Source organism: Blautia sp. DFI.3.45, from assembly GCF_020593505.1.
Lineage (GTDB): Bacteria > Bacillota > Clostridia > Lachnospirales > Lachnospiraceae > Blautia_A > Blautia_A wexlerae.
Map to the genome: position 1 here is coordinate 1 of NZ_JAJDMI010000010.1, position 21088 is coordinate 21088.

The window sequence follows — 21088 nt, forward strand, 5'->3', positions numbered from 1 at the left end:
CTTTTCTGGCACTTCCATTAATGATTACAATTTTCATGCGTGTATCCTCCAACTTCCGATTTCATGATATCATTTCTAATACAGATTTTACCGTATTTTTCAGATTCAGTCCATCTTTTAATCCCAGTCGATAGAAAAATTCTTCTGTTTCTGCTCCACTGCTAAAAATTGCATTACAGTATTCCGTAATCACTTCTTCCTGTTCTTGGGATAACGTTTCCAGTAATTTCTGGTATTTCTTATCAATCTCACTTACTGGCTCTTTATCCTGCTTTAACTTCCATTCTGAATATGCTTTCCCCATATGCTCTGTAATTGTCAGATTCACAAATTCCTGCACTTCCTCGGATATGGTGCTCGCAGATTCCTGTTTATCTTTCTTTTTATCATTTGATTTTTCAAGTGTCGTGTCATCAATATAACGAATGATTTCTCGAGTATTTGACTTCATCGACTGCAGATATCCTTTCATCAGCACAGCTACTTTTCTAGCATCCGATTTTTCGGTTTCTTTTTCCAGCATATAAAACTCTTCCAGTTCTTTCAGGATATCCCTCCCTGCTTTCATCTGAAATTCCACCTCAAGCAAATCATCCATCACTTTATATAATTCTTCCATTGTTTATTTCTGCCTTTCCATATAGCGCCACTATATTTTCCACAATCATCCAAAAATAAAGTCCTGTAATCCACATTTCACAACTTCAATCACTGCAACTATCCCCATACCGATATGTGGAGTAGAACAAACACTACTGTCGTAAGAATCGCTGATAAAGAACCTTTCTGTGGTATCTGTTTTCTAAATGCAGGCAACAAAAAAACAGTCTGCCTTGACGAAAATCACTTCAATCAAAACAAACTGTTCTTCATATTTACTCTAATTTTATTTTATGAGAATAACTGATTTCACGAAATTTGCAGGTGAATCTGGAATATAAACAAGAGAAAAAAATAATTTTTAAACTCCATTTGCACTCCATTTGGTCTTTTCGACTGCCCGCAAAGCCTTTATTTATGAGCTTTCTCTCTTTACATCCCACCCAATCGCTAACCGATCTGCTTCGTCTTTCTTTAGTCTCTGATAATCTTTGATGATATAAAGCTTAAATTCCGGCGAAATCCACGAAGCAAACTCAAAAGCTATATCTGTATGTGCATAAGTACCGCCATATCGTCCCGATTTTGATACGATACTGATTGCATCCGTTGCTTTTATCCATTGCTGTGGTGTCAATGTAAAAGCATTATCTCCTGATTCCGCTTTAAACCTATCGAATTCGATAGGTTTAAAAATTCTACGCATTTAGAGCGGCACTATGGCGGGGATAGGATAAAACACTCACATACCCCGCCGACTATGCGGGAAAAGCCTTGAAATATAGGGCTTTTTAAGGCCCTAAATGCGTAGGTTGGTGCTTTGTTGCGATATGCTCCACGGTTACGGTGTATTGTTCATATTCTGTTTTCGGGAATCTTTATGAAATCTTCAAAATTGCCCGGTATGCTATCCGTAAAATCAAAGAAAGGACTTGATTATATGGATATGATTTTGAAAACGACTGACCTCTGCAAAAATTTCAAGGGGCAAATGGCGGTAAACAATGTGTCACTGAACATCCGGCGCAACTCGGTTTATGGTCTGCTGGGACCGAATGGGGCTGGCAAATCCACGATCTTAAAAATGCTCACCGGCATTTTGCGCCCCACATCGGGAAGCATCGAGTTTGACGGCCACCCGTGGAAGCGGAATGATCTGGAGCATATCGGTGCTTTGATTGAGATGCCCCCGCTTTACGAAAATCTGACTGCATACGAAAATCTCAAAGTCAGAACTACATTGCTCGGCCTGGACGATGCACGAATTAACGAGGTATTGCAAATTGTCCAGCTCACGAATACCGGCAAGAAACGGGCCGGGCAGTTTTCTCTTGGTATGAAGCAGCGGCTTGGTATTGCTATTGCATTGCTGAACAGTCCCCAGCTTTTGATTCTGGATGAACCGACTAACGGCCTTGACCCTTTAGGGATTGAGGAACTTCGAGAGTTAATTCGCTCTTTTCCCCGCAAAGGGATTACAGTTATTTTGTCCAGCCATATTCTGTCAGAAGTCCAGCAGATTGTAGATCATGTGGGTATCATTGCTGGCGGCGTCCTTGGATATGAGGGAGAGCTTCGCGCCGGTGAAGATTTGGAACAACTCTTTATGGATGTTATTCGCAGAAATGGTAAGGAGGGATATTAAATGGAGATGGCATATATTCAGGCAGAGAACCTAAAGCATAAGAGAACTTTCACAAAAACGCTGATCGTTCTGGCCCCGTTTGTAACTGCGCTTATGAACTTTTTTGCCCCTCTTTGGTTCCAGCTCAATTCTTATAATTGGTGGTATAACCTGCTTTATCCTGGATTCCTTACGCTCACCTGTGCCTTGATTGAACAGCGGGATAATGGCAAACTAAAATATCGTGCCGTTGCTTCATTGCCTGTTTCGCAGAACAAAGTCTGGAAAGCAAAAATTGGAGTGGCCGGTATTTACTCCTGTGTGGGGAATTTCATTTTCCTGGCGCTAAATCTGTTGGGCGGTTTTGCAATATTAGTTATCAACGAAATTCCCCTGACAATCGGAATTTGGCAGGCTGCGGCCGGAACAGCTTGTATTGTCATTGCAAGCCTATGGGAAGTTCCGCTGTGCTTATGGTTATCAAAAAAAGTTGGTATCTTTGTCACGGTTATTCTTAATGCCGGACTTGGAAGCGTTTTAGGGATTTTCACGGCTACAACCTCTTTGTGGATGATCTGCCCGTATAGCTGGGTGCCGCATCTTATGATTTCCGTGTTAGGTATTTTGCCTAATGGTGAGCCGGTTGCAGATCAGAGTACGGCAATGGCATTTTGGATGATTATACTTGTATTGGTCATTTCGCTGGCCTGGTTTGCGGCGCTGTCATTTTTAACTGCAAGATGGTTTGAGAAAAAGGAGGTGGGGTAACTATGGTATCTGTGGTTCGCTGCTGGAAAGCAGAATATCAGAAGTGTAAACATAGCATTTTGCTCTATATGCACAGCATGATTCCGATTATATGTGCGGCGATTTTTGCGGGTTACTATCATATATCCAGATGGGAACTGGCAACCAAAATCAGTGCCTATCTGGAAGTGCTGGCCGTTGCGTTCCCGTTTCTGATCGGCATTATTGTGGGCCTGGTTGTTCAGATCGAAAATCAGGCCGGGCATTATCAGCTTTTGTTGGGAACAATCCCATCTCGCATGGCAACGTATATTGGTAAACTTGGTTTTCTGATGATCTGTGCTTTTGGCGCAACATTTTTAGCGTTAGGAACATTCGCTGCACTATATAGGGATGCTCCGGCAAGCCTTTACCTGAAAGCAGGGATTCTATTGTTGATTACCATGCTTCCCATTTACCTGATTCATTTGTTTGTGGGAATGAGCTTCGGAAAAGGTGCATCTATGGGATTGGGAATTGCAGGGAGTTTAATAGCTGCCCTTATGATAACAGGGCTTGGTGACGCTACATGGAAATATATTCCCTGGGCCTGGGGCGTTCGTGCTATGGATTACACTGTGCTTGCATGGGATAGCCCCCAACTGTATGCACAGGTAAAAACTGATTTTTTCAGCGGTATGATTATTTCTGTATGCTGCACTGTTTGTCTGCTGATTGCCAGTTTGGTTTGGTTTCATGGTTGGGAGGGAGGTAAAAACAGTGAATAAAAAGTGCCTGTTTGCCGTGGTAATTGTGCTTGTAAGTCTTATATGCTTATCGGCCTGCGGTGCGCTCCGCGATACCGCCGATAAAAATAAGGCGTTAAATGAATCTCTGCCGTATTATGAGCTGAACGCCGCAAACTATGATGAAATTTCATATAACGGCCTGACATATACCATAACGGATGAATGTCTTGAAATGTCAGAACTGCAAGAAGAAATCGGGCAGGTATCGAAACGCTTCAAAAATGTGGCGGGGGAAGATTTCAGTTTCGGCTACGTTTACAGTATTGTGGATGTGGATATAAGCAATGCCGTAGCTGTAAATATCAACAATGAATATCGGAAAGCTGACATTAAAAATAATGATGAGTAACCTCGACAATGTGGTATAATGGGGCGGGAGGTGATTTTTTGACCCACTTACTTGTAGTTGACGATGAAGTTTCTATCTTGGAATTGATTAAGAACAGTTTGGGGAAAGATGGATATTTGATAACAGTCTGTCAAAATGCGGATGATGTAGACATCAAAAAGCTGCATTTCTATGACCTCATTCTTTTGGATGTGATGATGCCTGGCACAGACGGGTTTGAGTTTTGCAAACAGATCAGGAATATGGTAGACTGCCCGATTCTCTTTCTGACCGCAAAGACATTAGAGGAAGATATATTGTTTGGATTGGGCATCGGTGCGGATGATTATATTACGAAACCTTTTCGTATTCAGGAGCTTCGCGCCCGTGTCGCGGCACATTTACGCAGAGAAAAAAGGGAGCATCACAGCACACTTTCATTTGAGCCTGATATAAGATTTGACCTTTCCGCAAAGGTACTGTATGTTTCAGAACAGCCGGTTCCCCTTACCAAAAGCGAGTATTCAATCTGTGAATACCTTGCGAAAAACCGGGGACAGGTTTTTGCAAAAGAACAAATCTATGAAGCCGTTTTCGGGTTTGATGGAATAGGCGATAACTCTACGATCTCAACGCATATAAAAAATATTCGTGCGAAATTGGAGCATTTCAAAATAAGTCCGATCAGCACCGTATGGGGGATAGGATATAAATGGGAGTGAAAAAGAAACCTACATTGAAAATATTGTTTCGCCAGTTTGCTATCTCCCTCATTGTCATGCTGGTAGCGGCAATTATTGTCCCTTTTGGTTTGGAGGGACTTGCTGTAAATGCTGGATTAGCTACAAGAGCAAATCTAAGTGAATTGCAGGTAAAAGAGATCATTCCAACGCTGACGATTGCCCCGGATATTACAAAGGTTGTGATTCCACAGGGATGCGGCTACTTAATTCTGGACAAGAACTTTAATGAGCTTTACAGCAATATGGACGATGATGAAAAAGAAATTGCCCTGCTGTACGCAAAGGGAGAATATATTGAATATGCTACGGGGAGGCAGTTTGCACTTGTTGTCCGGGAAAACGAATTTTGCGTTTTAAGGTATTATATTGGTTCTCAATTTACAGTGTCATGGCTACCGGAATATTTTCCATCTCCTGACACGCTTGCGTTTATCCTGATGGCTGTAAATTCGCTGCTGGTCATTATCATACTGACCGCCAGATTTGCTAAGAACCTGCGTACACAACTGACCCCGCTTTTTGAAGCAACTGCGGAGGTTTCAAAGCAAAACCTTGATTTTGAAGTAGGACACGCCAAAATCAAAGAGTTTGAAGATGTCCTTGCATCTTTTTCAGATATGAAAGATAATCTGAAAATTTCGTTAGAACGGCAATGGAAAACCGAACAGACACAGAAAGAGCAAATCGCCGCGCTTGCCCATGATTTGAAAACGCCTCTGACGGTTATTCAAGGAAATGCTGATTTACTCACAGAAACAAATCTTGATGATGAGCAACGATTATACGCTGGTTACGTCGTGGAAAGCTCCGGCCAGATGCAGTCATATATTCAAACCCTGATTGACATATCACGGGCGGCGGTTGGTTATCAGCTCCATATTGAAAGTATAGACTTGCCAGCGTTCATGCAGCACTTGTTCGGTTATATGGAATCACTATGCCGGACAAAAGAAATCCGGCTGCAAATGAATACTGTTTCACTCCCTCAAATGCTGAAATTTGATAGGGTGCTGATAGAACGTGCTATTATGAATGTTATCAGTAATGGGCTGGACTACTCCCCGCAAGGCGGAACGCTTTATGTGGATGTTCAGAGTAACAACGGTTTCGTGGAAATTTCAGTCACAGACGAGGGAACGGGGTTTTCTAAAGAGGCATTATGCCACGCACAGGAACGGTTCTATATGGGCGATCAAAGCCGCAATTCAAAGTTACACTTTGGTATGGGTCTATATATTACAAATTCGATTATGGAACAACATAATGGTCAGCTTATTTTAGAAAATTCAAAAGAAACCGGCGGCGCAAAGGTTACTATGAAACTTCCTTGCTGATTTTCCGATAGTGTAATGGACGTCTTTTATGTCCGTCCATTTTTCAAATCTTTATGGAATCTTCAAAAATTCCTCTTATCATGTATCTAAAGAAAAAACATCTGCCCAGCGGCAGAAAAGAAAAAAACCGCTGCTGGGCAGACCCATTTTCACGCTTAATTTATATTCACTGGTGGCGGTTTTGAGAAATCAAGGCCGCTGCTTTCTTTCTGTCATTCCCAGCAGTTAAAGGCATGGCGGCCCACGGGAGGACGCCGCCATGCTGTTTTACTATCATTATAATCTAATCCACTTCTACCGCTTAAAAAAAGCCTTTCCCTCTTCCTGTGGAATCTCACAAGTATCTTCTACTCCGTAGAAACGCTTCACAAAATACTTTGTCGGAACTTTTCCTCTAAGCGTCAAATATCCCTGTTCTTCCAGCTCCTTATTCAGATTGCCAATGATCTCATAAGCCGATGTCTGTTTTACCTCCAGAAGTTCACATATATCGGCTGCCTTTAAAAATAATTTGTTCTGCATAATCAGTACCTCCTGTATTTTGAATATTTATCTCTTCATATACTCTGTACTGGCAGATGTAAAATCGGACATCATTTTCCGAAATTTATCAAATTTTCTTGTTTTTTAATTCTCCATCAGTGTGATTACTGTGTCATGGAGTTTAAGCTCATCGAAAGTAAAGAACCTTTCTGTGATATCTGTTTTCTAAATGCAGGCAACAAAAAAACAGCCTGCCTTGACGAAAATCACTTCCATCAAAACAAACTGTTCTTCATATTTACTCTAATTTTATTTTATGAGAATAACTGATTTCACGAAATTTGCAGGTGAATCTGGAATATAAACAAGAGAAAAAAATAATTTTTAAACTCCATTTACACTCCATTTGGTCTTTTCGACACCCCGCAAAGCCTTTATTTATGGGCTTTTCCGCGATTTTTCAAGCTACTCAAACTCGTCTCACAGAAGATTAATCACAGTGATTTCAATAGCGTTTTCGCTATTTTTTGTTGCTATATTTGCCATATTTTCCACCATGATTTTGACTGGCATAAAAATTGTACTCAAAATGAACTCAAAACAACAAAATGAAAATTATTCTTCGATCAACGGCATATTGATCAATTCCTGCAACTTTTTCTGCAATACTACTTTATCCGGCAATTGTAATTTATATTCCGCAACCATCATCGGAGATAATGTTCTGCTCATTGCATATTCTACCACTTCATCATCCTTAGAAGCACAAAGAATCATTCCCACGCTTGGGTTCTCATTCTCTTTCTTCTTCTGACGATCCAATGCCTCCAAGTAGAAATCCATTTTAGAAATGTATTCCGGTTTGAATTTTCCAATCTTCAATTCGAAGGCAACCAGACACTGGAGTCCTCTATGGAAAAACAACAAATCAATTCGGAAATCTTCACCACCGACCTGTACTCGATATTCTTCATCAATGAATGTAAAATCCTTGCCTACTTCCAGAATAAACTCTTTCATATTCTGGATAAGACCTTTTCGCAAATCAGATTCCTTAAAATTTTTAGGCAAATCCAAAAATTCGATAACATACGAATCTAAGAACGGATTTTCTTTCAAACCTTTTATCGGTTCCGGCAAGAGTTTTTCCTTAGAAAGCATATACCTCTCATAATATCCGCTGTTAATCTGTCTATCCAACTCTCTGGCTGAATAAGATTCTTTTATACAAAGGGTTATATAGAAATGTCTTTCTTCCGCAGTTTTTGCTTTAGACATAATAGCAAGATGGTTACTCCAACTAATTTGTGTCAACAGTGTTGTCACAAATTCATTAACTTACAAATTACTTCACATTTATAGAAACTTGAGAAAATTCCATAAATATAACTACCTGTCGCCGATATAAGCTCCTACAAACACATAGTCCGTCGTTTCTCCATACAAAGTTCCTTCGGTTACTAATGGAGCATATGGTGTAGACCAATCCCACTCCCATCCATATCCACTACGATTTCTGCTATTTTGTGCTCGTAAAAGGTACGGTTTAGAAAACCGGAACATTTTTCCTGAATTTTTATATGCTACAAAATCACTTTTAGATATTTGATTATCTATAAATGTTTTTAACTTTAATGTATATCCTTGTTTGAATTTCGTAAACGTAATATCGCCTTCATAATCATGATTTTTACTACGCTCTACTACCAGGCTAATCACTTCTGATTGACTTCCTTTGTATATTCTCATCGCATTTTTAATAATTAATCTTTCGTATGGAGCATCCGTACCTAATCCTTCAAATTTATCTAATAAATTTACTGTACTGGTATTAGCTGATACATATACTTCTAATTCACGAACTGATTCTTTTTCTGCATCATCTGTTTCCTGTTCTTCTGTCAATGAAGGCATAACAAATTTATCATTGCTTTCACCCGAGAAATAACTATTAAGCTCATTTTCGTATTTTTTATATGTAGCTTCTGGGATATATGCACATTGTTTGTCAACCAGGTAACATACCGGAATCTTCTTTTCTCCATTAGTAGAATTGATAGAAATATGCATTGTTGGAACATGCTTCATACCAGTTATTTTTTTCAGTTTTCCATTGTACGGTACTAATTTATACTGCTGAATATCCGCTGTATTTTCAAGAACTTCCAACGTACCTTCGCTTGAATCACTCATTTCCTGTTCATCTTTATTCTCTATAACGATCACGTTTTCAACTTTTTCATCACGTGTTTCCTTATAATCATCTGAATCATACATATCCTGATAATTATCTGATACTACATATAATTCACTGATTGCTCTGGTACATGCAACATAAAACTGATTTTTATCCATCCCACGCTGAACAACAATAACTTTTTCAAATTCTAAACCCTTTGTCATTGTCACCGGAATAACATTATATATTCCTCGCAAAATTTCCTTACTATCTGAATAGAAATTCAATTTCGTTTTTTCTCTGATATCTGCTGAAATCATACTATCATCTTCTACAATAACCGCAACTCGATCATCATCAGCAACTGTAATTTCAGGTATTTCTTCAACTGTTTTTTGTATGCCCTCTAAACCGTAAGGTTCCATTGCAATGTTCAAATTGTCTTTCACATAAGTGGTAATCTCTCTTGCATTACGATAGTTCTCTTTTATTTCATACTTATCAGAATAGATTTCTTCCGGAATGTCATCCAACTGCATAATACCTTTACAGTTAATACACTGGTTGACATCCCCAAAAACATTCAGAACTGCAGACGGGTACATTGTTCTAACCATTCTTAATTCTATCGGTGAAAAATCTTGAAATTCATCAATATACATATACTTTCTATTTCCATCACAAGTACCAAAAAGTTGATGCAAAATATATGTCATTTCAAATGCTTTTGTCAGTGGTACCTCTATTTCCTTATCTGTTACAAATGTCACGCCAAGCATTGATAAAATTCCATCGAACAAATACTGATATTTCCCTTTTGCTCCTCTTTGTTCTGCCAAGCGTTTTCTCTTTCGCTCAATCTTCTCATATTCTTCAAAATATGAAAATGGCGTATATCCTACCTTCTCCAATAATTCTTCTGTTTTAGCAAACAGTTGTAACAATTTTTCAAATGAAGTATCGTATTGAAGATTTTTGTTTTCTATTGAACGTTCAATTACCATTTTATTATCCAGAATATACTGTAAAACTTCTCTTTTATTTTCCAGACGTTCAATTCTGGCTAATTGCCAATCAATATATTTACAATATTCTTCCGCTTCTTCTTCAGAAATATTATTCCATTCTGTTAAGAGTTTATAAGCATCTTCTTTATCCATTGCTTCGTTTCTATATAGTTGCAATAACTGCAACATTGGAACTGCACCTTCCAGCGTAATAGATTTGAAATACCGGACTCTGGAAAATTCGTCATAATCCATTTCAGAACATGCTTTTCTCGTATAGTAAAAGCCTCTTGATAGTTCTTCTTTTGATAACGTTCTATTAGATTTTTCTTTAGTAAAGCATTTTCTTTCTTGTAAAAAACAAACCAAATCTTTTGTCAGTTCATACAATTCTCTTTCACGAATTGCATTATCAATTTGCCTAATCAATCTTTCAATATCTTTTTTTCCACACTGGCTAATCTCTTTTGCTGAACTTGTATACAATTTATACATTTCATTTGCAAAATCTTTTTTACCACCAAGCAACGCTATATGCTTATCCATCATATTCGTGATAGTATTTTGCTCCGTATTGAAAAATTGTTTTCCTTTTGTATTCGAGTTGAAATTATCTTTTACATCCTCCAATAAATCCCAAAGATACCCTTCGTCATAATAATCCTCAATGACTGTACCATCATCTATAACTGCAAATGGCTCATAGCTAATTCCCATTGCATCAAAATATTGCTTACAACACGCCTCATAAAAAGATGCTGTTGTAAACTGCTGTACTTTTTCTATTTGAAGTAACTTAGATAATTCCTTGCTTTCTCTTCCTAAAATATCCGTTGGAGAAATAACCATGATATCATCCATACGAATATCTGGATTGTTATATCTCATATAACGGATTTTGTGCATTAAAATCATCGTTTTTCCAGAACCAGCACAACCAAGAACTAAAATATTCCTATCTTTATCAGAAGTGATAATGTTATACTGATTTTGCTGAATAGATTCAACAATATCGTGTATTCTTTTATTCTGCTGATTTGCTGCGATAATTTTAGCAAGATGTGTATCTGTAAACTTTAAAATTTCTTTTTTCTGTCCGCCGCCTCGATTATATTTATCTTCGTATCCTTTATAAGCAGAATTAACAATATGTATATCTCTCACAAAGTTTAATCCTGTTTTCTCATCTCCGATATATATTTCATATTGATGATAAAGGGATGCCCTCTTATCAGCCCAGTCTGTTACCCAACCGTGAATTGCTTGCCTTCCTATGTATAACTCACAATCATCTTTATAATCAATATGACAGAAATAGGGTTCTTTTAATACCTTTTTTACTTTTCTATCAACTTCATACTCAGCATTTCTTGTGTCAGGATAAACCCAATCTGTTTGCACAAATCCCCAACGGTCTATGTATGTTCTTGAAAATGGTTCGTAATCCTTCAAAACATCTTCTCTAAGTTTATCTTTATAATATCCTTTGATCTGAGCAACGCATTTTTTGAAATAAGCAGCTTCCATCATATCCTGTTTCGGATCCATTTCATCTTTTTCTATAATTTTCTTTCTTGCTGGGTCAAGATTTCCTTCCTCATCATAACCACTGGCATCATAGCCCCTATAATCATAACCGGCTTTGTTGTAACCATCCTCATCATAGCCATTTTCATTATAACCATCTCGGTCATAGCCTTTGATATCATACCCATTTCGGTTATAACCATCCCGATCATAGCCTTCTGCATTATATCCCGCACGATTGTAACCTTCTCGATCATAACCTGAATGATTGTATCCAGTTACACTATGGTATCCCTCCCGATCATAACCATCTATATCAAAACCATTAATGTTAAAGCCGTCTTTGTCAAAGCCATGCAAATTAAATCCGGTATAAATATGAAAACCAGACTCATCAAACAGATCCTTAGTATATCCGTCTACGCTTACACCACCTCGATCAAAGCCATCAATACCATAACCAAGAATATTGTAACCATCTTCAGAAATACCATTCAAATTAAAACCATCTTTATTATAACCATTTCTATCAAATCCATATACATCAAATCCATCTCGTGTATATCCTTCAATATCAAATCCGTCTCGATTAAACCCATCTCGATCATAGCCTTCTTTACTATAGCCATCTCGACCGTAACCTTCTGCATCATATCCTGCACGATTGTAGCCATCTCGATTGTAACCTTCTATGTTAAAACCTTCTCGATCATACCCTTCCGCATCTATCCCTTCTCGGTTAAAACCTTCTTTGTCATAACCTTCTCGATTATAGCCATCTCGGCCATAGCCTTCTTCGTTAAAACCTTCTGCATCATAACCATCTTTATCTCTTCCCGATAATTTATTAATGCCATTTTTATTCACACCCTGTTTATTATATCCTTGACGATCATAGCCTTCTCTATTGTACCCCATTCGATCATATCCATCACGGTTATAGCCATCTCTATCAAATCCAAATTTATCATATACGTTTTTTGCCATTTTTCTTTCCCCTTCGGTACAATAACTTTTCAACCAAAATTATAAAATTCTGTCTTTCTTCCATGATAGTAATCCCACTACTCAATTCCATTTTCTATTACTTAATCAAAAACATTTTTCTAGACAATATTAAAGATATTATACATCAAATTTGATTCTTTTACATCCTTCTTCATACACTTATTCATATGTTTTTCCATCAATAGTCAATTTAAACTGGTCTGGATTATGCACAATATCATACCCTTTTCCGTATTCAACAGGTTCATATTTCACTATCATTACTGGCTCATGTCCTTCTATTTTGTCTTAAAAAAGATATACCCTCATATCGACATTGGTCGCATATCCTCTGTCTGTAGAAAATTTAATTGTATGAAATGAATTTTCCTTACACATCTCAATCAATAATTTTGCAAACTCTTCTTTATCTTCAATATTATCTCGATTAGCTGCTACTGTAAGATATTGATCTCGATTCATACTTATACTGCTAACAACGTCTGGAGCCATTGGTACGTCTTCCTCAGAATTCGGCTTTATAAAATACTCCATTGTAATAATCAATACCGCCATTACACATAATACCCATATACATTTTTTATTCATATCTCTATCCCTTATATTTGCAAGTTATACATTGCAATTATAAGAATTTTTTAAAGTAAAATCAATACAGGTACAGTGATATTGATGAAAGGTATGGATTTTATGGAGCAAAAGCTACGACAAATTAATGACATTTCTCTCGGAAACAATCTACGAAATTTAAGAAATGCAGCTAATCTTACTCAAGAACAGGTCGTTGCTCAATTACAATTACGCAACCTTCCAACCACACGCAGCATCTACTCTCAAATAGAGGCCGGCACCTACAATATTAAAATCAGCGAACTTATTGCATTGGCAGAAATTTTCCATACCGATTTCAATACAATTTTTAATGGATTATCCAACAACAAATAACCCTGGATTAACAGTTTTATTCTGTCATCCAGAGTTTTGTTGTTTCACAATTCTGTTATACGTAGATCATTTCCTTTATAATAATTTCATCCACTCTGCTCCGTATCCCATTCATTCTCCGTACCCATTCGTACCTGTCCTTTTTCTTTAAATCCTCCGTCACACCTTCTTTTTCCATTAATTGCTTCATCATCACATTTCTGCGTTCCGTTGCCTGCTCATTCAGATCAGCCAGATACGTCCACAACTGTCCGAATAAAATCAGCTCATTAAACACTATTGGCTTTACTTGTCTCAGATACTCTCTGTGCAATCTGCCATAATGCCCGATACTTCTTTTTTCTTCTGGCATTTTTAATTTGGGAACATAGTAATCACCCACCAACACATAATCAATTCCGTTTTCATGAATTCTCTTTTTTAATTCCTGCATACTTTTGTCCTCACTTTCTGTAATTATCATTCAACTTCCATGCCCTTTTTCGGTACGTTTTCCCTGCGTTTGCAGGAACTTTTACTCCGTTTCGCTTCCTCATCATATTGATGGAGCTTATCAAGTACACTTTGCTTCTTCTGCTGTGTTTGCTGAGGACTTTTATTGCCATTTTCAATACCGCCCTGAGTTTTCAAATATTCCTCAACCAACATCTGCGATTTATTAAACGCCCTCATAAAACTGTCAACGCTGCGATAACCAGCCTCGGTCACTGTTTCTTTCAATAATGAACTTTGCTTTGTTCTTTCTGAAATCAGATATGTGATGGAATTCATCAACTCTTTTTTCTCTTTCAGACGAAATGTGCCGGATAGACCAGTCAATTCATCCAGACGTTTCTGCTTCTTCTGAATCTGATCATCAATCTCTCGAATTGATTTTCGGATTCCTAAAAGTTCCCTTCGCACTTTCTGCATCTGCTTAAATATTTCCATGTCAACTTTTAATTCTGGTTTCTCAGGAGCTGCAGCCATCCTAATCTTTTCCAAAAGAATATCAACCGCTTTTTGCAAAATTACTCTCAGTAATCCAGGCTTTTGACCTTCTTTTTGAATAGATTCTTTTACCGGCAGACTGATATTTTTCTGTTTGACTTCTGCAATCTCATCAGAGGGAACGCCCGCAACAAAAGCTTCATCTACTGTTCGATTCCACTCCTTCCTTGCTTCATTATCAGCCTGAATTTCTTCCGCCTTTGGATTGTTCTTTCCAATCTTCTTCGTTGCCAGATATGGTCCATCTGGTTCAAAGACACTTAGTTTTTCTGCTTCATCTTTCACCAACTGATTCATCAAATCCGTATACATCTTCTTTACATCTTTTAAAAAAGATGAATGTTTAAAGATTTCTTCCTTGCTGTCAAAGAAAGTCATTTCATAAATTTCACCTTTCGGAACAATATAACAGCCGAGTTTAATATTTCCGTTTTCATCCAGAATTTTCTTCTTTGTTCGAACATGCTTCCCTTTTTCATCGTAAAACATATTCCGACTGGCTCGCTTTATCTCTTTCTTCTCCAAAACCTTTCGTTCACTGTAAATCAAATGAATATGGTAATTTGTTTTCTTTTTATTATGATGCAAAGCAGCCGTACACTGCACTCCATAAGTGCTTCGAAACTGTTCTGCAAACAACTGTAATAGCAAGTTCCGATCATATTCTTGAAAACTTTCCGGCAGTGCAATGACCAGTTGTCTGCTTGTTCGGATAAAGATGTGCATAAGTGTTCAGCGTTGTTTCTACCTTTTCATGTCCGAGCCGATTTGCAATCTCCAGCGGTGAAAAGCCCAATTCAATCAGCATACTTGCATGGGAATGCCTCAAATCGTGTACTCTTATCTGTTTTACGCCACTTTCTTTAATTCCTCGCTGCATTTCATGCTCCAGATAATATTTCGTAATAGGGAACAACCTGTCGTCCTCCTGCAAATCATATAAGCTGTCCATATAATCTTTGATATCTGCAGCCAGAAACTCTGGAATGGTAATCACTCTCTTGCTTTTCGATGTCTTTGGTGGAGTGATCACATCTTTCTTACCAAGACGTTGATATGATTTTGTGATAGCAATTGTTCTCTTTTCCAAATCCACATCTTTCGGATTCAGAGCCAAAAGTTCTCCCAAACGCATTCCCGTCCAGTACAAAGTCATAAATGCCATATAAGAAAGCCTTTTGTTCATAACACTGTCGATAAACCTCCTAAACTCCTCTCCTGTCCAGAAATCCATTTCTTCTGCCTTACTCTTACCCATGCTTCCGGCTTTTGCACAGGGATTACTTTTCAAATCATAATATCGAACCGCATAATTAAAAATTGCACTCAACTGGTTATTGATTGTTTTCAGATAAGTGGGTGAATACCCCATTTTAATCAACTCATTCTGCCATTGCCGGATGTCAGCTGCAGTAATATCATTTACCCGCTTATTCCCAAAATACGGGAGAATTTTCAGCTCCACAATATACTTTTTCGTTCTCATGGTATGCTCCCGCAGGCGAGTTTCCATATCTGCACAATACATCTTCCAAAAATCCGCAAACTTCATATCAAAATCCGCTTTTTGCGTAATAAGGAAATTTCGAAGCCATTCCTCCGCCTCTCTTTTGGTCGCAAAACCTCTTTTGGTAGATTTCCGACGTTTTCCTTGCCAATCCGTATAACGATACTGAATCAACCATTTTCCTGTTTTCTTGTCTTTTTCCGCTTTCATTCGACCACCTCCCACACACTGAAACCATACCAGCGTTTTTCAAAATAGCGTCTGGGAACTTTGCCCGCAATCACCAGAAATCCTTCTTTTTCCAGTTCCTGATTCAGCTTACGGATCAGCTTGTAAGCATGACCTACAGAAACACCCAGCATTTCTGCGAGTTCATTTGCAGTAATATAAATCTTTTTGTTTTCTGCCATGTATGCATCCTCCTTTTCTCTATGTAGCGTTATCGCTACTTTTATAATCTCATTATATGTAGCGACTTCGCTATTGTTAAGTATTTTGAAATGCCAGTAGAAAAAATTTTTTAAACATGCTATAATGTAGCCATCTCGATACATGGAGGACGATGAAAATGACCATAGGAGAAAAAATCAAATACTGCCGAAAGCAAATTGGCATTACGCAAGATAAACTGGCTGAGCTGACCGGCATCCATCCGGTTTCTATCCGAAAATACGAAACAAATAAAATGCAGCCACAACCTCCTCAGTTAGAGAAAATTGCAGCTGCACTCGGTGTCAGTTATAATGCTTTGAATGGCAGTGATACCGCCGGACTTCGTCTGGAAACAGTCGGTGATCTGATGGGCGTACTTATGGTGCTTTGTAATTCCGGCATCCTCCAGATCAGCGGAGAGCGTGGAGAAGACAAGATGTTAAAAGATAATACTGTATCCATCCATCTGAATCTGGTTCTCTCTTCTTATCTCGAAATCGGATACACCACCAGAGGGAAGGCACATACGCTGTCTTTGCAGGATGTATTGTTGAATATCAGAAGTTACAAGGTATTTAATGACCTGTTGAAATGGGAAAAAATGAATTACATCTACCAGAGTGTTTTGGAATCCGCTGGTGATAATCCAAATGAAGCAACACAGGCAGCTATAGATGAGATAACCGAGACAAAAGAAAAAGTGGAATTGGAATTGCAGAGAAGTCAGATGTTGCTTGATACTTCTGATGGCATTAAAGTTAAAATAGATCCTAATTACTGATACTAAAGAAAGGGCTAACTATGATAGAACAAATTCAAATAAACGATTGGAGACAATTTGACAACCTAACTATTGATTTTGACAAACGACTGACCATATTAACAGGTGCAAATGGATCTGGAAAAACCACTATATTAAACATTCTTTCTAAAGCATTTGGTGAATCTGTTAAGTTTGTTAGCAATGTTAGTGAGACCGCCGATGGCTCTATTGATTATACCTCAAGTGTTATAGGAGATTTGGAAGAAAAACGTGATAGTAATTATAAATCTTCCGTTATCGGAAATATAACATATAATTCTACAACTTCATCCATTTTAGTCCCTGAACAAGTATCAACTACTTATAATATTGATTTAAAAGATACTAAACCATGTAAAGGTATATACATCAACTCCCATCGTTCTTTATTTCAGTACAAAAAAGTCGACAATATCCCTACGCATGCGCTAAAACGAGATGAAATTTTTAGTGCATACCACAAATATAAAACATTACCTTTATCCGACACCTACTACAACCCAAATGAACAGGGTGCAACCAAACATATAAAGGAAGCAATTATTTCTTTAGCAACTTTTGGTCCTGGCAATAATTATGTAAAATCAAACCAAGAAGCATTGGATATCTTCAAAGGTTTTCAATCTATACTTCACAAAATATTACCGCCTAAAATTGGTTTCAAAAAATTATCTATTGAAATTCCAGAAGTTATTTTAGAAACAGATTCTGGCAACTTTCCTATTGACGCTGTTTCTGGCGGTATAGCATCTATCATTGAACTTGCTTGGATGATATATATGTATGCTCCATTCAATGAATCATTTACTGTATTATTTGATGAACCCGAAAATCATTTACACCCAGAATTGCAACAGACACTTTTGCCAAATTTATTAGGAGCTTTTCCTAATGTACAATTTATTGTTGCCACACACAATCCATTTATCATTTCATCCGTAGAATCATCATTAATATATGTTTTAAATTATACTAAAGACAACAAAATTGGTTCTACTTTGTTAGATAATGTAACCAAGGCAGCGTCCTCAAATGAAATATTACGAGAAGTACTTGGAATCTCAAGTACATATCCTTTATGGGCTTCATCAAAAATAGATATTTTAGTAAGAGACACTATTGCCAAAGGAATCTCAGAAGAAAGTCTTTCAGATTTTCGTAATCAGATGGAAAAGTTTGGTTTCTCCAACGTCATTCCGACTGCCTTAAATCAATTATTTAAAGGTGATAGCAATGATAAAAATTAACAAAGACACAAAACCTAAAATTTTGGAAGATAACGCTAAGCAGTGGACAGACGAATATTTAACTGCTTTAAAACAATCGACACCTGTTCCACCCCATATAAAATATAGATATCAACATAACGATATTAAAGATGCATTAGAGAAAGAAACTCATGGAAAATGTGCTTATTGCGAAAGTAAAATCAAACATGTTGCCTTTGGTGATATTGAGCATATACTTCCCAAAAATAAAAATGCCTGTCCTGAATTATATGTTGAATGGACTAATTTGACTTTAGCCTGTGAAGTTTGTAATCGCACTAACAAGAAAGACTATTATAATCCTTCCGATCCTTTAATAAATCCAATTGCTGATGAACCTGATAAATATTTAATGGCATTCGGCCCTTTTATATATCAAGTGCCAGGAGAACGAAAAGGAGAGTTATCTATTGCAATTTTAGATTTAAATCGCTCTGAATTAATAGAACGTAGAAAAGAAAAAATTGAAAATTTATTACCTCTGGTTGATAAATGGAAAAAAGAAACTAATGAGACTTATAAAAAACTGCTATATTCACAGATAAAAAAGGAGGCCGAATCAGATAAAGAGTTTTCATTTATTATTAACAGCTACCTTAAACAAATAAATTTTTACAATTAACATATTTTGTACTCAATCTGTACTCAAACCACATAGCAAGAGCCCGGAAACCCGCATAAACACTGGATTTCCGAGCTCCATTTTTTTATTCAAACTCAATCGTACCCGGCGGCTTGCTGGTCAGGTCATAGAATACGCGGTTAACGCCTTTAACTTCATTAATAATGCGGTTCATAACCTTATTCAGTACTGCATACGGAATCTCAGCAGATTCGGCTGTCATGAAGTCGATAGTCTTCACTGCGCGGAGCGCTACAGCGTAATCATAAGTTCTGAAGTCACCCATAACGCCTACACTTCGCATATTTGTCAGTGCTGCAAAGTACTGGTTCGGCATCCATGAAGGATCTTCACCATGTTCTTTCTTATACTCAGCTGCAGCATTGTCTACCTCTTCACGATAAATGAAATCTGCATCCTGTACAATACGAACCTTCTCTGCAGTAACTTCACCGATAATACGGATTCCAAGTCCCGGTCCCGGGAATGGCTGACGGAATACCAGTCTCTCCGGAATTCCAAGCTCCAGACCTGCTTTACGAACCTCATCCTTGAAAAGGTCGCGGAGCGGTTCGATGATTTCCTTGAAATCAACGAAATCCGGAAGTCCGCCTACATTGTGGTGAGATTTGATCACTGCGGACTCTCCGCCCAGACCACTCTCTACAACATCCGGATAAATAGTTCCCTGTGCCAGGAAATCTACCGCACCAATCTTCTTGGCCTCTTCTTCAAAAATACGGATAAATTCTTCACCGATGATTTTACGTTTTGCTTCAGGCTCTGTAACACCTGCCAGCTTGTCATAATATCTCTGCTGTGCATTGACGCGAATAAAGTTCAGGTCAAACTGACCGTTTGGTCCGAATACACCCTCAACCTCATCTCCCTCATCTTTACGAAGAAGACCATGATCTACAAATACACAGGTAAGCTGCTTGCCGATTGCTCTGGAAAGAAGTCCTGCTGCAACGGAAGAGTCAACACCACCTGACAGGGCAAGAAGAACTTTTCCATCCCCGACCTTCTCGCGGATTTCTCTGATAGTGTGCTCAACAAAGGCATCCATTTTCCAGTCTCCGGCACATCCGCATACACCAAGTACGAAGTTGGAAAGCATCTTCTTTCCTTCTACTGTATGAAGCACTTCCGGATGGAACTGGATCGCATACAGCTTCTTCTCCTCATTCTGTGCAGTTGCTACCGGACAATCTGCTGTGTGAGCAGCAATCTCAAATCCTGGTGCAACCTGGGAAATGTAATCTGTGTGGCTCATCCAGCAGATTGTTTTGTCAGATACGTCTTTGAAGATTTTGGAATCTGTCTTATCTACCAGAACCTCTGTCTTTCCATATTCGCTCACATCTGCTTTCTCAACTTTTCCGCCCAGAACATGCATCATAAGCTGTGCGCCATAGCAAAGTCCCAAAACAGGAATACCAAGCTCAAATAATTCTTTATTGCATGTAGGTGAATCTGCCTCATAGCAGCTGTTCGGACCACCGGTAAGGATGATTCCCTTAGGATTCATTGCCTTGATTTTCTCAAGATCGGTCTTGTATGAATAGATTTCGCAGTATACGTTACATTCTCTCACACGTCTGGCAACCAGCTGATTGTACTGACCGCCGAAATCCAGTACGACGACTGTTTCTCTTTTCATGTTTTCCTCCTTGTTTCTCATTATTTGTAACTGTAAAGATATTGAACCGTTACCATTAAATTTTATTATAAATTACAGTTCGGATTTTTACAATGCTTATTTTCAGTTTTCCACCTTGTGTTTTCTTCCTGCCAGTTTATAAGTTTTTTAGAATTTAATCACGTTTTTTTCAACAGTCCATCACATTTTGCTCACAAATTCCCTGTATATTAATAAGCAAATAAAGCAAATGCTTTACAGACAGGTTGCAAATGCTTTTTCACATAGATTTTTAACTTTTTTCTTTTTCATACTTATGCCGGACCGTAAGGTCCGGCCCTCCTTCTTTTTACAGACCTTTTCAGGTCTTTTTCTTTTTTTTATAAGTTTTTTAGAATTTAATCACAATTTCTTCAACAGTCCATCACATTTTGCACACATTTTCCCTGTATATTAATAAGCAAATAAAGCAAACGCTTTATTTATAATAAAACTTTTTCTTTTTCATACTT

20 protein-coding genes and 2 pseudogenes are annotated in these 21088 nt (G+C 37.9%); 10 read left to right on the top strand and 12 right to left on the bottom strand.

From position 1 onward, the window contains the following. Positions 1 to 61 precede the first annotated feature (61 nt). Both LJE09_RS05495 and LJE09_RS05500 read right to left on the bottom strand, forming a co-directional pair. Complete coding sequence (locus LJE09_RS05495) at positions 62 to 619, bottom strand: hypothetical protein (protein WP_118614324.1); 558 nt, start codon at positions 617 to 619, stop codon at positions 62 to 64. A 399-nt stretch (positions 620 to 1018) separates the two neighbouring features. Beyond that, positions 1019 to 1294, bottom strand: a pseudogene (locus tag LJE09_RS05500) (KilA-N domain-containing protein); the annotation flags it as partial. 246 nt (positions 1295 to 1540) lie between these two features. On the opposite strand from LJE09_RS05500, the gene LJE09_RS05505 reads away from it, so the two are divergent. From LJE09_RS05505 to LJE09_RS05530, 6 genes are read left to right on the top strand one after another with little or no spacing between them, the layout of a single operon-like run. Continuing rightward, positions 1541 to 2245 (top strand): lantibiotic protection ABC transporter ATP-binding protein, encoded by a 705-nt coding sequence (locus LJE09_RS05505; RefSeq protein WP_172679305.1) that lies wholly within the window; start codon positions 1541 to 1543, stop codon positions 2243 to 2245. After that, positions 2246 to 2992 carry a lantibiotic immunity ABC transporter MutE/EpiE family permease subunit gene (locus tag LJE09_RS05510; protein ID WP_025580191.1) on the top strand — a complete coding sequence of 249 codons (747 nt, stop codon included), beginning with the start codon at positions 2246 to 2248 and terminating at the stop codon, positions 2990 to 2992. A gap of 2 nt (positions 2993 to 2994) precedes the next feature. Next, on the top strand, positions 2995 to 3738 hold the full coding sequence (locus LJE09_RS05515) for a lantibiotic immunity ABC transporter MutG family permease subunit (RefSeq protein ID WP_025580193.1): 744 nt from the start codon (positions 2995 to 2997) through the stop codon (positions 3736 to 3738). After that, on the top strand, positions 3731 to 4108 hold the full coding sequence (locus LJE09_RS05520) for a NisI/SpaI family lantibiotic immunity lipoprotein (protein ID WP_025580194.1): 378 nt from the start codon (positions 3731 to 3733) through the stop codon (positions 4106 to 4108). Before LJE09_RS05515 ends, LJE09_RS05520 begins: the two co-directional genes overlap by 8 nt. Before the next feature lie 38 nt (positions 4109 to 4146). Then, positions 4147 to 4809, top strand: a complete 663-nt coding sequence (locus tag LJE09_RS05525) for a response regulator transcription factor (protein WP_172679304.1) — start codon at positions 4147 to 4149, stop codon at positions 4807 to 4809. After that, positions 4800 to 6164, top strand: coding sequence for a sensor histidine kinase (locus LJE09_RS05530; protein WP_055059697.1), 1365 nt, complete (start codon positions 4800 to 4802; stop codon positions 6162 to 6164). Before LJE09_RS05525 ends, LJE09_RS05530 begins: the two co-directional genes overlap by 10 nt. A 294-nt stretch (positions 6165 to 6458) precedes the next feature. Here LJE09_RS05530 and LJE09_RS05535 read toward each other — a convergent pair whose 3' ends face one another. The 5 genes and pseudogenes from LJE09_RS05535 to LJE09_RS05550 form a co-directional block, all read right to left on the bottom strand. Beyond that, positions 6459 to 6686, bottom strand: a complete 228-nt coding sequence (locus tag LJE09_RS05535; RefSeq protein ID WP_118614326.1) for a DNA-binding protein — start codon at positions 6684 to 6686, stop codon at positions 6459 to 6461. Positions 6687 to 7262: 576 nt separating this feature from the next. After that, positions 7263 to 7808 carry a PDDEXK nuclease domain-containing protein gene (locus LJE09_RS05540; protein WP_255601787.1) on the bottom strand — a complete coding sequence of 182 codons (546 nt, stop codon included), beginning with the start codon at positions 7806 to 7808 and terminating at the stop codon, positions 7263 to 7265. 15 nt (positions 7809 to 7823) lie between these two features. Next, positions 7824 to 7973: pseudogene (locus LJE09_RS19115) on the bottom strand (DUF1016 N-terminal domain-containing protein); the annotation flags it as partial. Positions 7974 to 8036: 63 nt separating this feature from the next. Continuing rightward, a complete protein-coding gene (locus tag LJE09_RS05545; protein WP_215679856.1) occupies positions 8037 to 12347 on the bottom strand; it encodes a UvrD-helicase domain-containing protein in 4311 nt (1436 codons plus the stop codon). Positions 12348 to 12656: 309 nt separating this feature from the next. Further along, positions 12657 to 12956: a hypothetical protein gene (locus LJE09_RS05550; RefSeq protein WP_227227058.1), complete on the bottom strand. Its 300-nt coding sequence runs from the start codon at positions 12954 to 12956 to the stop codon at positions 12657 to 12659. A 102-nt stretch (positions 12957 to 13058) separates the two neighbouring features. On the opposite strand from LJE09_RS05550, the gene LJE09_RS05555 reads away from it, so the two are divergent. Next, positions 13059 to 13313, top strand: a complete 255-nt coding sequence (locus LJE09_RS05555; protein WP_118614354.1) for a helix-turn-helix transcriptional regulator — start codon at positions 13059 to 13061, stop codon at positions 13311 to 13313. A gap of 55 nt (positions 13314 to 13368) precedes the next feature. On the opposite strand, the gene LJE09_RS05560 is transcribed toward LJE09_RS05555, so the two are convergent. Genes LJE09_RS05560 through LJE09_RS05575 form a run of 4 tightly spaced genes read right to left on the bottom strand, consistent with a single transcriptional unit; the run spans position 13369 to position 16220 of the window. Next, positions 13369 to 13746, bottom strand: coding sequence for a TnpV protein (locus tag LJE09_RS05560; protein ID WP_118614356.1), 378 nt, complete (start codon positions 13744 to 13746; stop codon positions 13369 to 13371). Positions 13747 to 13772: 26 nt separating this feature from the next. Then, positions 13773 to 15029: a MobA/MobL family protein gene (locus LJE09_RS05565; RefSeq protein ID WP_215679857.1), complete on the bottom strand. Its 1257-nt coding sequence runs from the start codon at positions 15027 to 15029 to the stop codon at positions 13773 to 13775. Continuing rightward, a complete protein-coding gene (locus LJE09_RS05570; protein ID WP_118614332.1) occupies positions 14962 to 16020 on the bottom strand; it encodes a site-specific integrase in 1059 nt (352 codons plus the stop codon). The genes LJE09_RS05565 and LJE09_RS05570 overlap by 68 nt, the downstream gene beginning before the upstream one ends. Next, positions 16017 to 16220, bottom strand: a complete 204-nt coding sequence (locus tag LJE09_RS05575) for an HTH domain-containing protein (RefSeq protein WP_117827592.1) — start codon at positions 16218 to 16220, stop codon at positions 16017 to 16019. Before LJE09_RS05575 ends, LJE09_RS05570 begins: the two co-directional genes overlap by 4 nt. Before the next feature lie 158 nt (positions 16221 to 16378). Between LJE09_RS05575 and LJE09_RS05580 the strand changes: the two genes are divergently transcribed. Genes LJE09_RS05580 through LJE09_RS05590 form a run of 3 tightly spaced genes read left to right on the top strand, consistent with a single transcriptional unit; the run spans position 16379 to position 18934 of the window. Then, the gene (locus LJE09_RS05580; RefSeq protein ID WP_118614334.1) at positions 16379 to 17023 is read left to right on the top strand and encodes a helix-turn-helix domain-containing protein; all 645 of its coding nucleotides are present in this window, start codon (positions 16379 to 16381) and stop codon (positions 17021 to 17023) included. A 20-nt stretch (positions 17024 to 17043) separates the two neighbouring features. Further along, positions 17044 to 18291, top strand: coding sequence for an AAA family ATPase (locus LJE09_RS05585; protein ID WP_118614336.1), 1248 nt, complete (start codon positions 17044 to 17046; stop codon positions 18289 to 18291). Continuing rightward, positions 18278 to 18934 carry an HNH endonuclease gene (locus LJE09_RS05590; protein ID WP_118614338.1) on the top strand — a complete coding sequence of 219 codons (657 nt, stop codon included), beginning with the start codon at positions 18278 to 18280 and terminating at the stop codon, positions 18932 to 18934. The genes LJE09_RS05585 and LJE09_RS05590 overlap by 14 nt, the downstream gene beginning before the upstream one ends. 85 nt (positions 18935 to 19019) lie before the next feature. Here LJE09_RS05590 and guaA read toward each other — a convergent pair whose 3' ends face one another. Further along, positions 19020 to 20597 carry a glutamine-hydrolyzing GMP synthase gene (gene guaA, locus LJE09_RS05595; protein ID WP_008705330.1) on the bottom strand — a complete coding sequence of 526 codons (1578 nt, stop codon included), beginning with the start codon at positions 20595 to 20597 and terminating at the stop codon, positions 19020 to 19022. Positions 20598 to 21088: the final 491 nt, after the last annotated feature.

Bases quoted from the DNA above. Each gene is read 5' to 3' on its own strand.
- LJE09_RS05495 (WP_118614324.1), bottom strand. From the start codon at position 619: ATGGAAGAATTATATAAAGTGATGGATGATTTGCTTGAGGTGGAATTT.
- LJE09_RS05505 (WP_172679305.1), top strand. From the start codon at position 1,541: ATGGATATGATTTTGAAAACGACTGACCTCTGCAAAAATTTCAAGGGG.
- LJE09_RS05510 (WP_025580191.1), top strand. From the start codon at position 2,246: ATGGAGATGGCATATATTCAGGCAGAGAACCTAAAGCATAAGAGAACT.
- LJE09_RS05515 (WP_025580193.1), top strand. From the start codon at position 2,995: ATGGTATCTGTGGTTCGCTGCTGGAAAGCAGAATATCAGAAGTGTAAA.
- LJE09_RS05530 (WP_055059697.1), top strand. From the start codon at position 4,800: ATGGGAGTGAAAAAGAAACCTACATTGAAAATATTGTTTCGCCAGTTT.
- LJE09_RS05535 (WP_118614326.1), bottom strand. From the start codon at position 6,686: ATGCAGAACAAATTATTTTTAAAGGCAGCCGATATATGTGAACTTCTG.
- LJE09_RS05540 (WP_255601787.1), bottom strand. From the start codon at position 7,808: ATGCTTTCTAAGGAAAAACTCTTGCCGGAACCGATAAAAGGTTTGAAA.
- LJE09_RS05545 (WP_215679856.1), bottom strand. From the start codon at position 12,347: ATGGCAAAAAACGTATATGATAAATTTGGATTTGATAGAGATGGCTAT.
- LJE09_RS05550 (WP_227227058.1), bottom strand. From the start codon at position 12,956: ATGAATAAAAAATGTATATGGGTATTATGTGTAATGGCGGTATTGATT.
- LJE09_RS05555 (WP_118614354.1), top strand. From the start codon at position 13,059: ATGGAGCAAAAGCTACGACAAATTAATGACATTTCTCTCGGAAACAAT.
- LJE09_RS05560 (WP_118614356.1), bottom strand. From the start codon at position 13,746: ATGCAGGAATTAAAAAAGAGAATTCATGAAAACGGAATTGATTATGTG.
- LJE09_RS05565 (WP_215679857.1), bottom strand. From the start codon at position 15,029: ATGCACATCTTTATCCGAACAAGCAGACAACTGGTCATTGCACTGCCG.
- LJE09_RS05570 (WP_118614332.1), bottom strand. From the start codon at position 16,020: ATGAAAGCGGAAAAAGACAAGAAAACAGGAAAATGGTTGATTCAGTAT.
- LJE09_RS05575 (WP_117827592.1), bottom strand. From the start codon at position 16,220: ATGGCAGAAAACAAAAAGATTTATATTACTGCAAATGAACTCGCAGAA.
- LJE09_RS05580 (WP_118614334.1), top strand. From the start codon at position 16,379: ATGACCATAGGAGAAAAAATCAAATACTGCCGAAAGCAAATTGGCATT.
- LJE09_RS05585 (WP_118614336.1), top strand. From the start codon at position 17,044: ATGATAGAACAAATTCAAATAAACGATTGGAGACAATTTGACAACCTA.
- LJE09_RS05590 (WP_118614338.1), top strand. From the start codon at position 18,278: ATGATAAAAATTAACAAAGACACAAAACCTAAAATTTTGGAAGATAAC.
- guaA (WP_008705330.1), bottom strand. From the start codon at position 20,597: ATGAAAAGAGAAACAGTCGTCGTACTGGATTTCGGCGGTCAGTACAAT.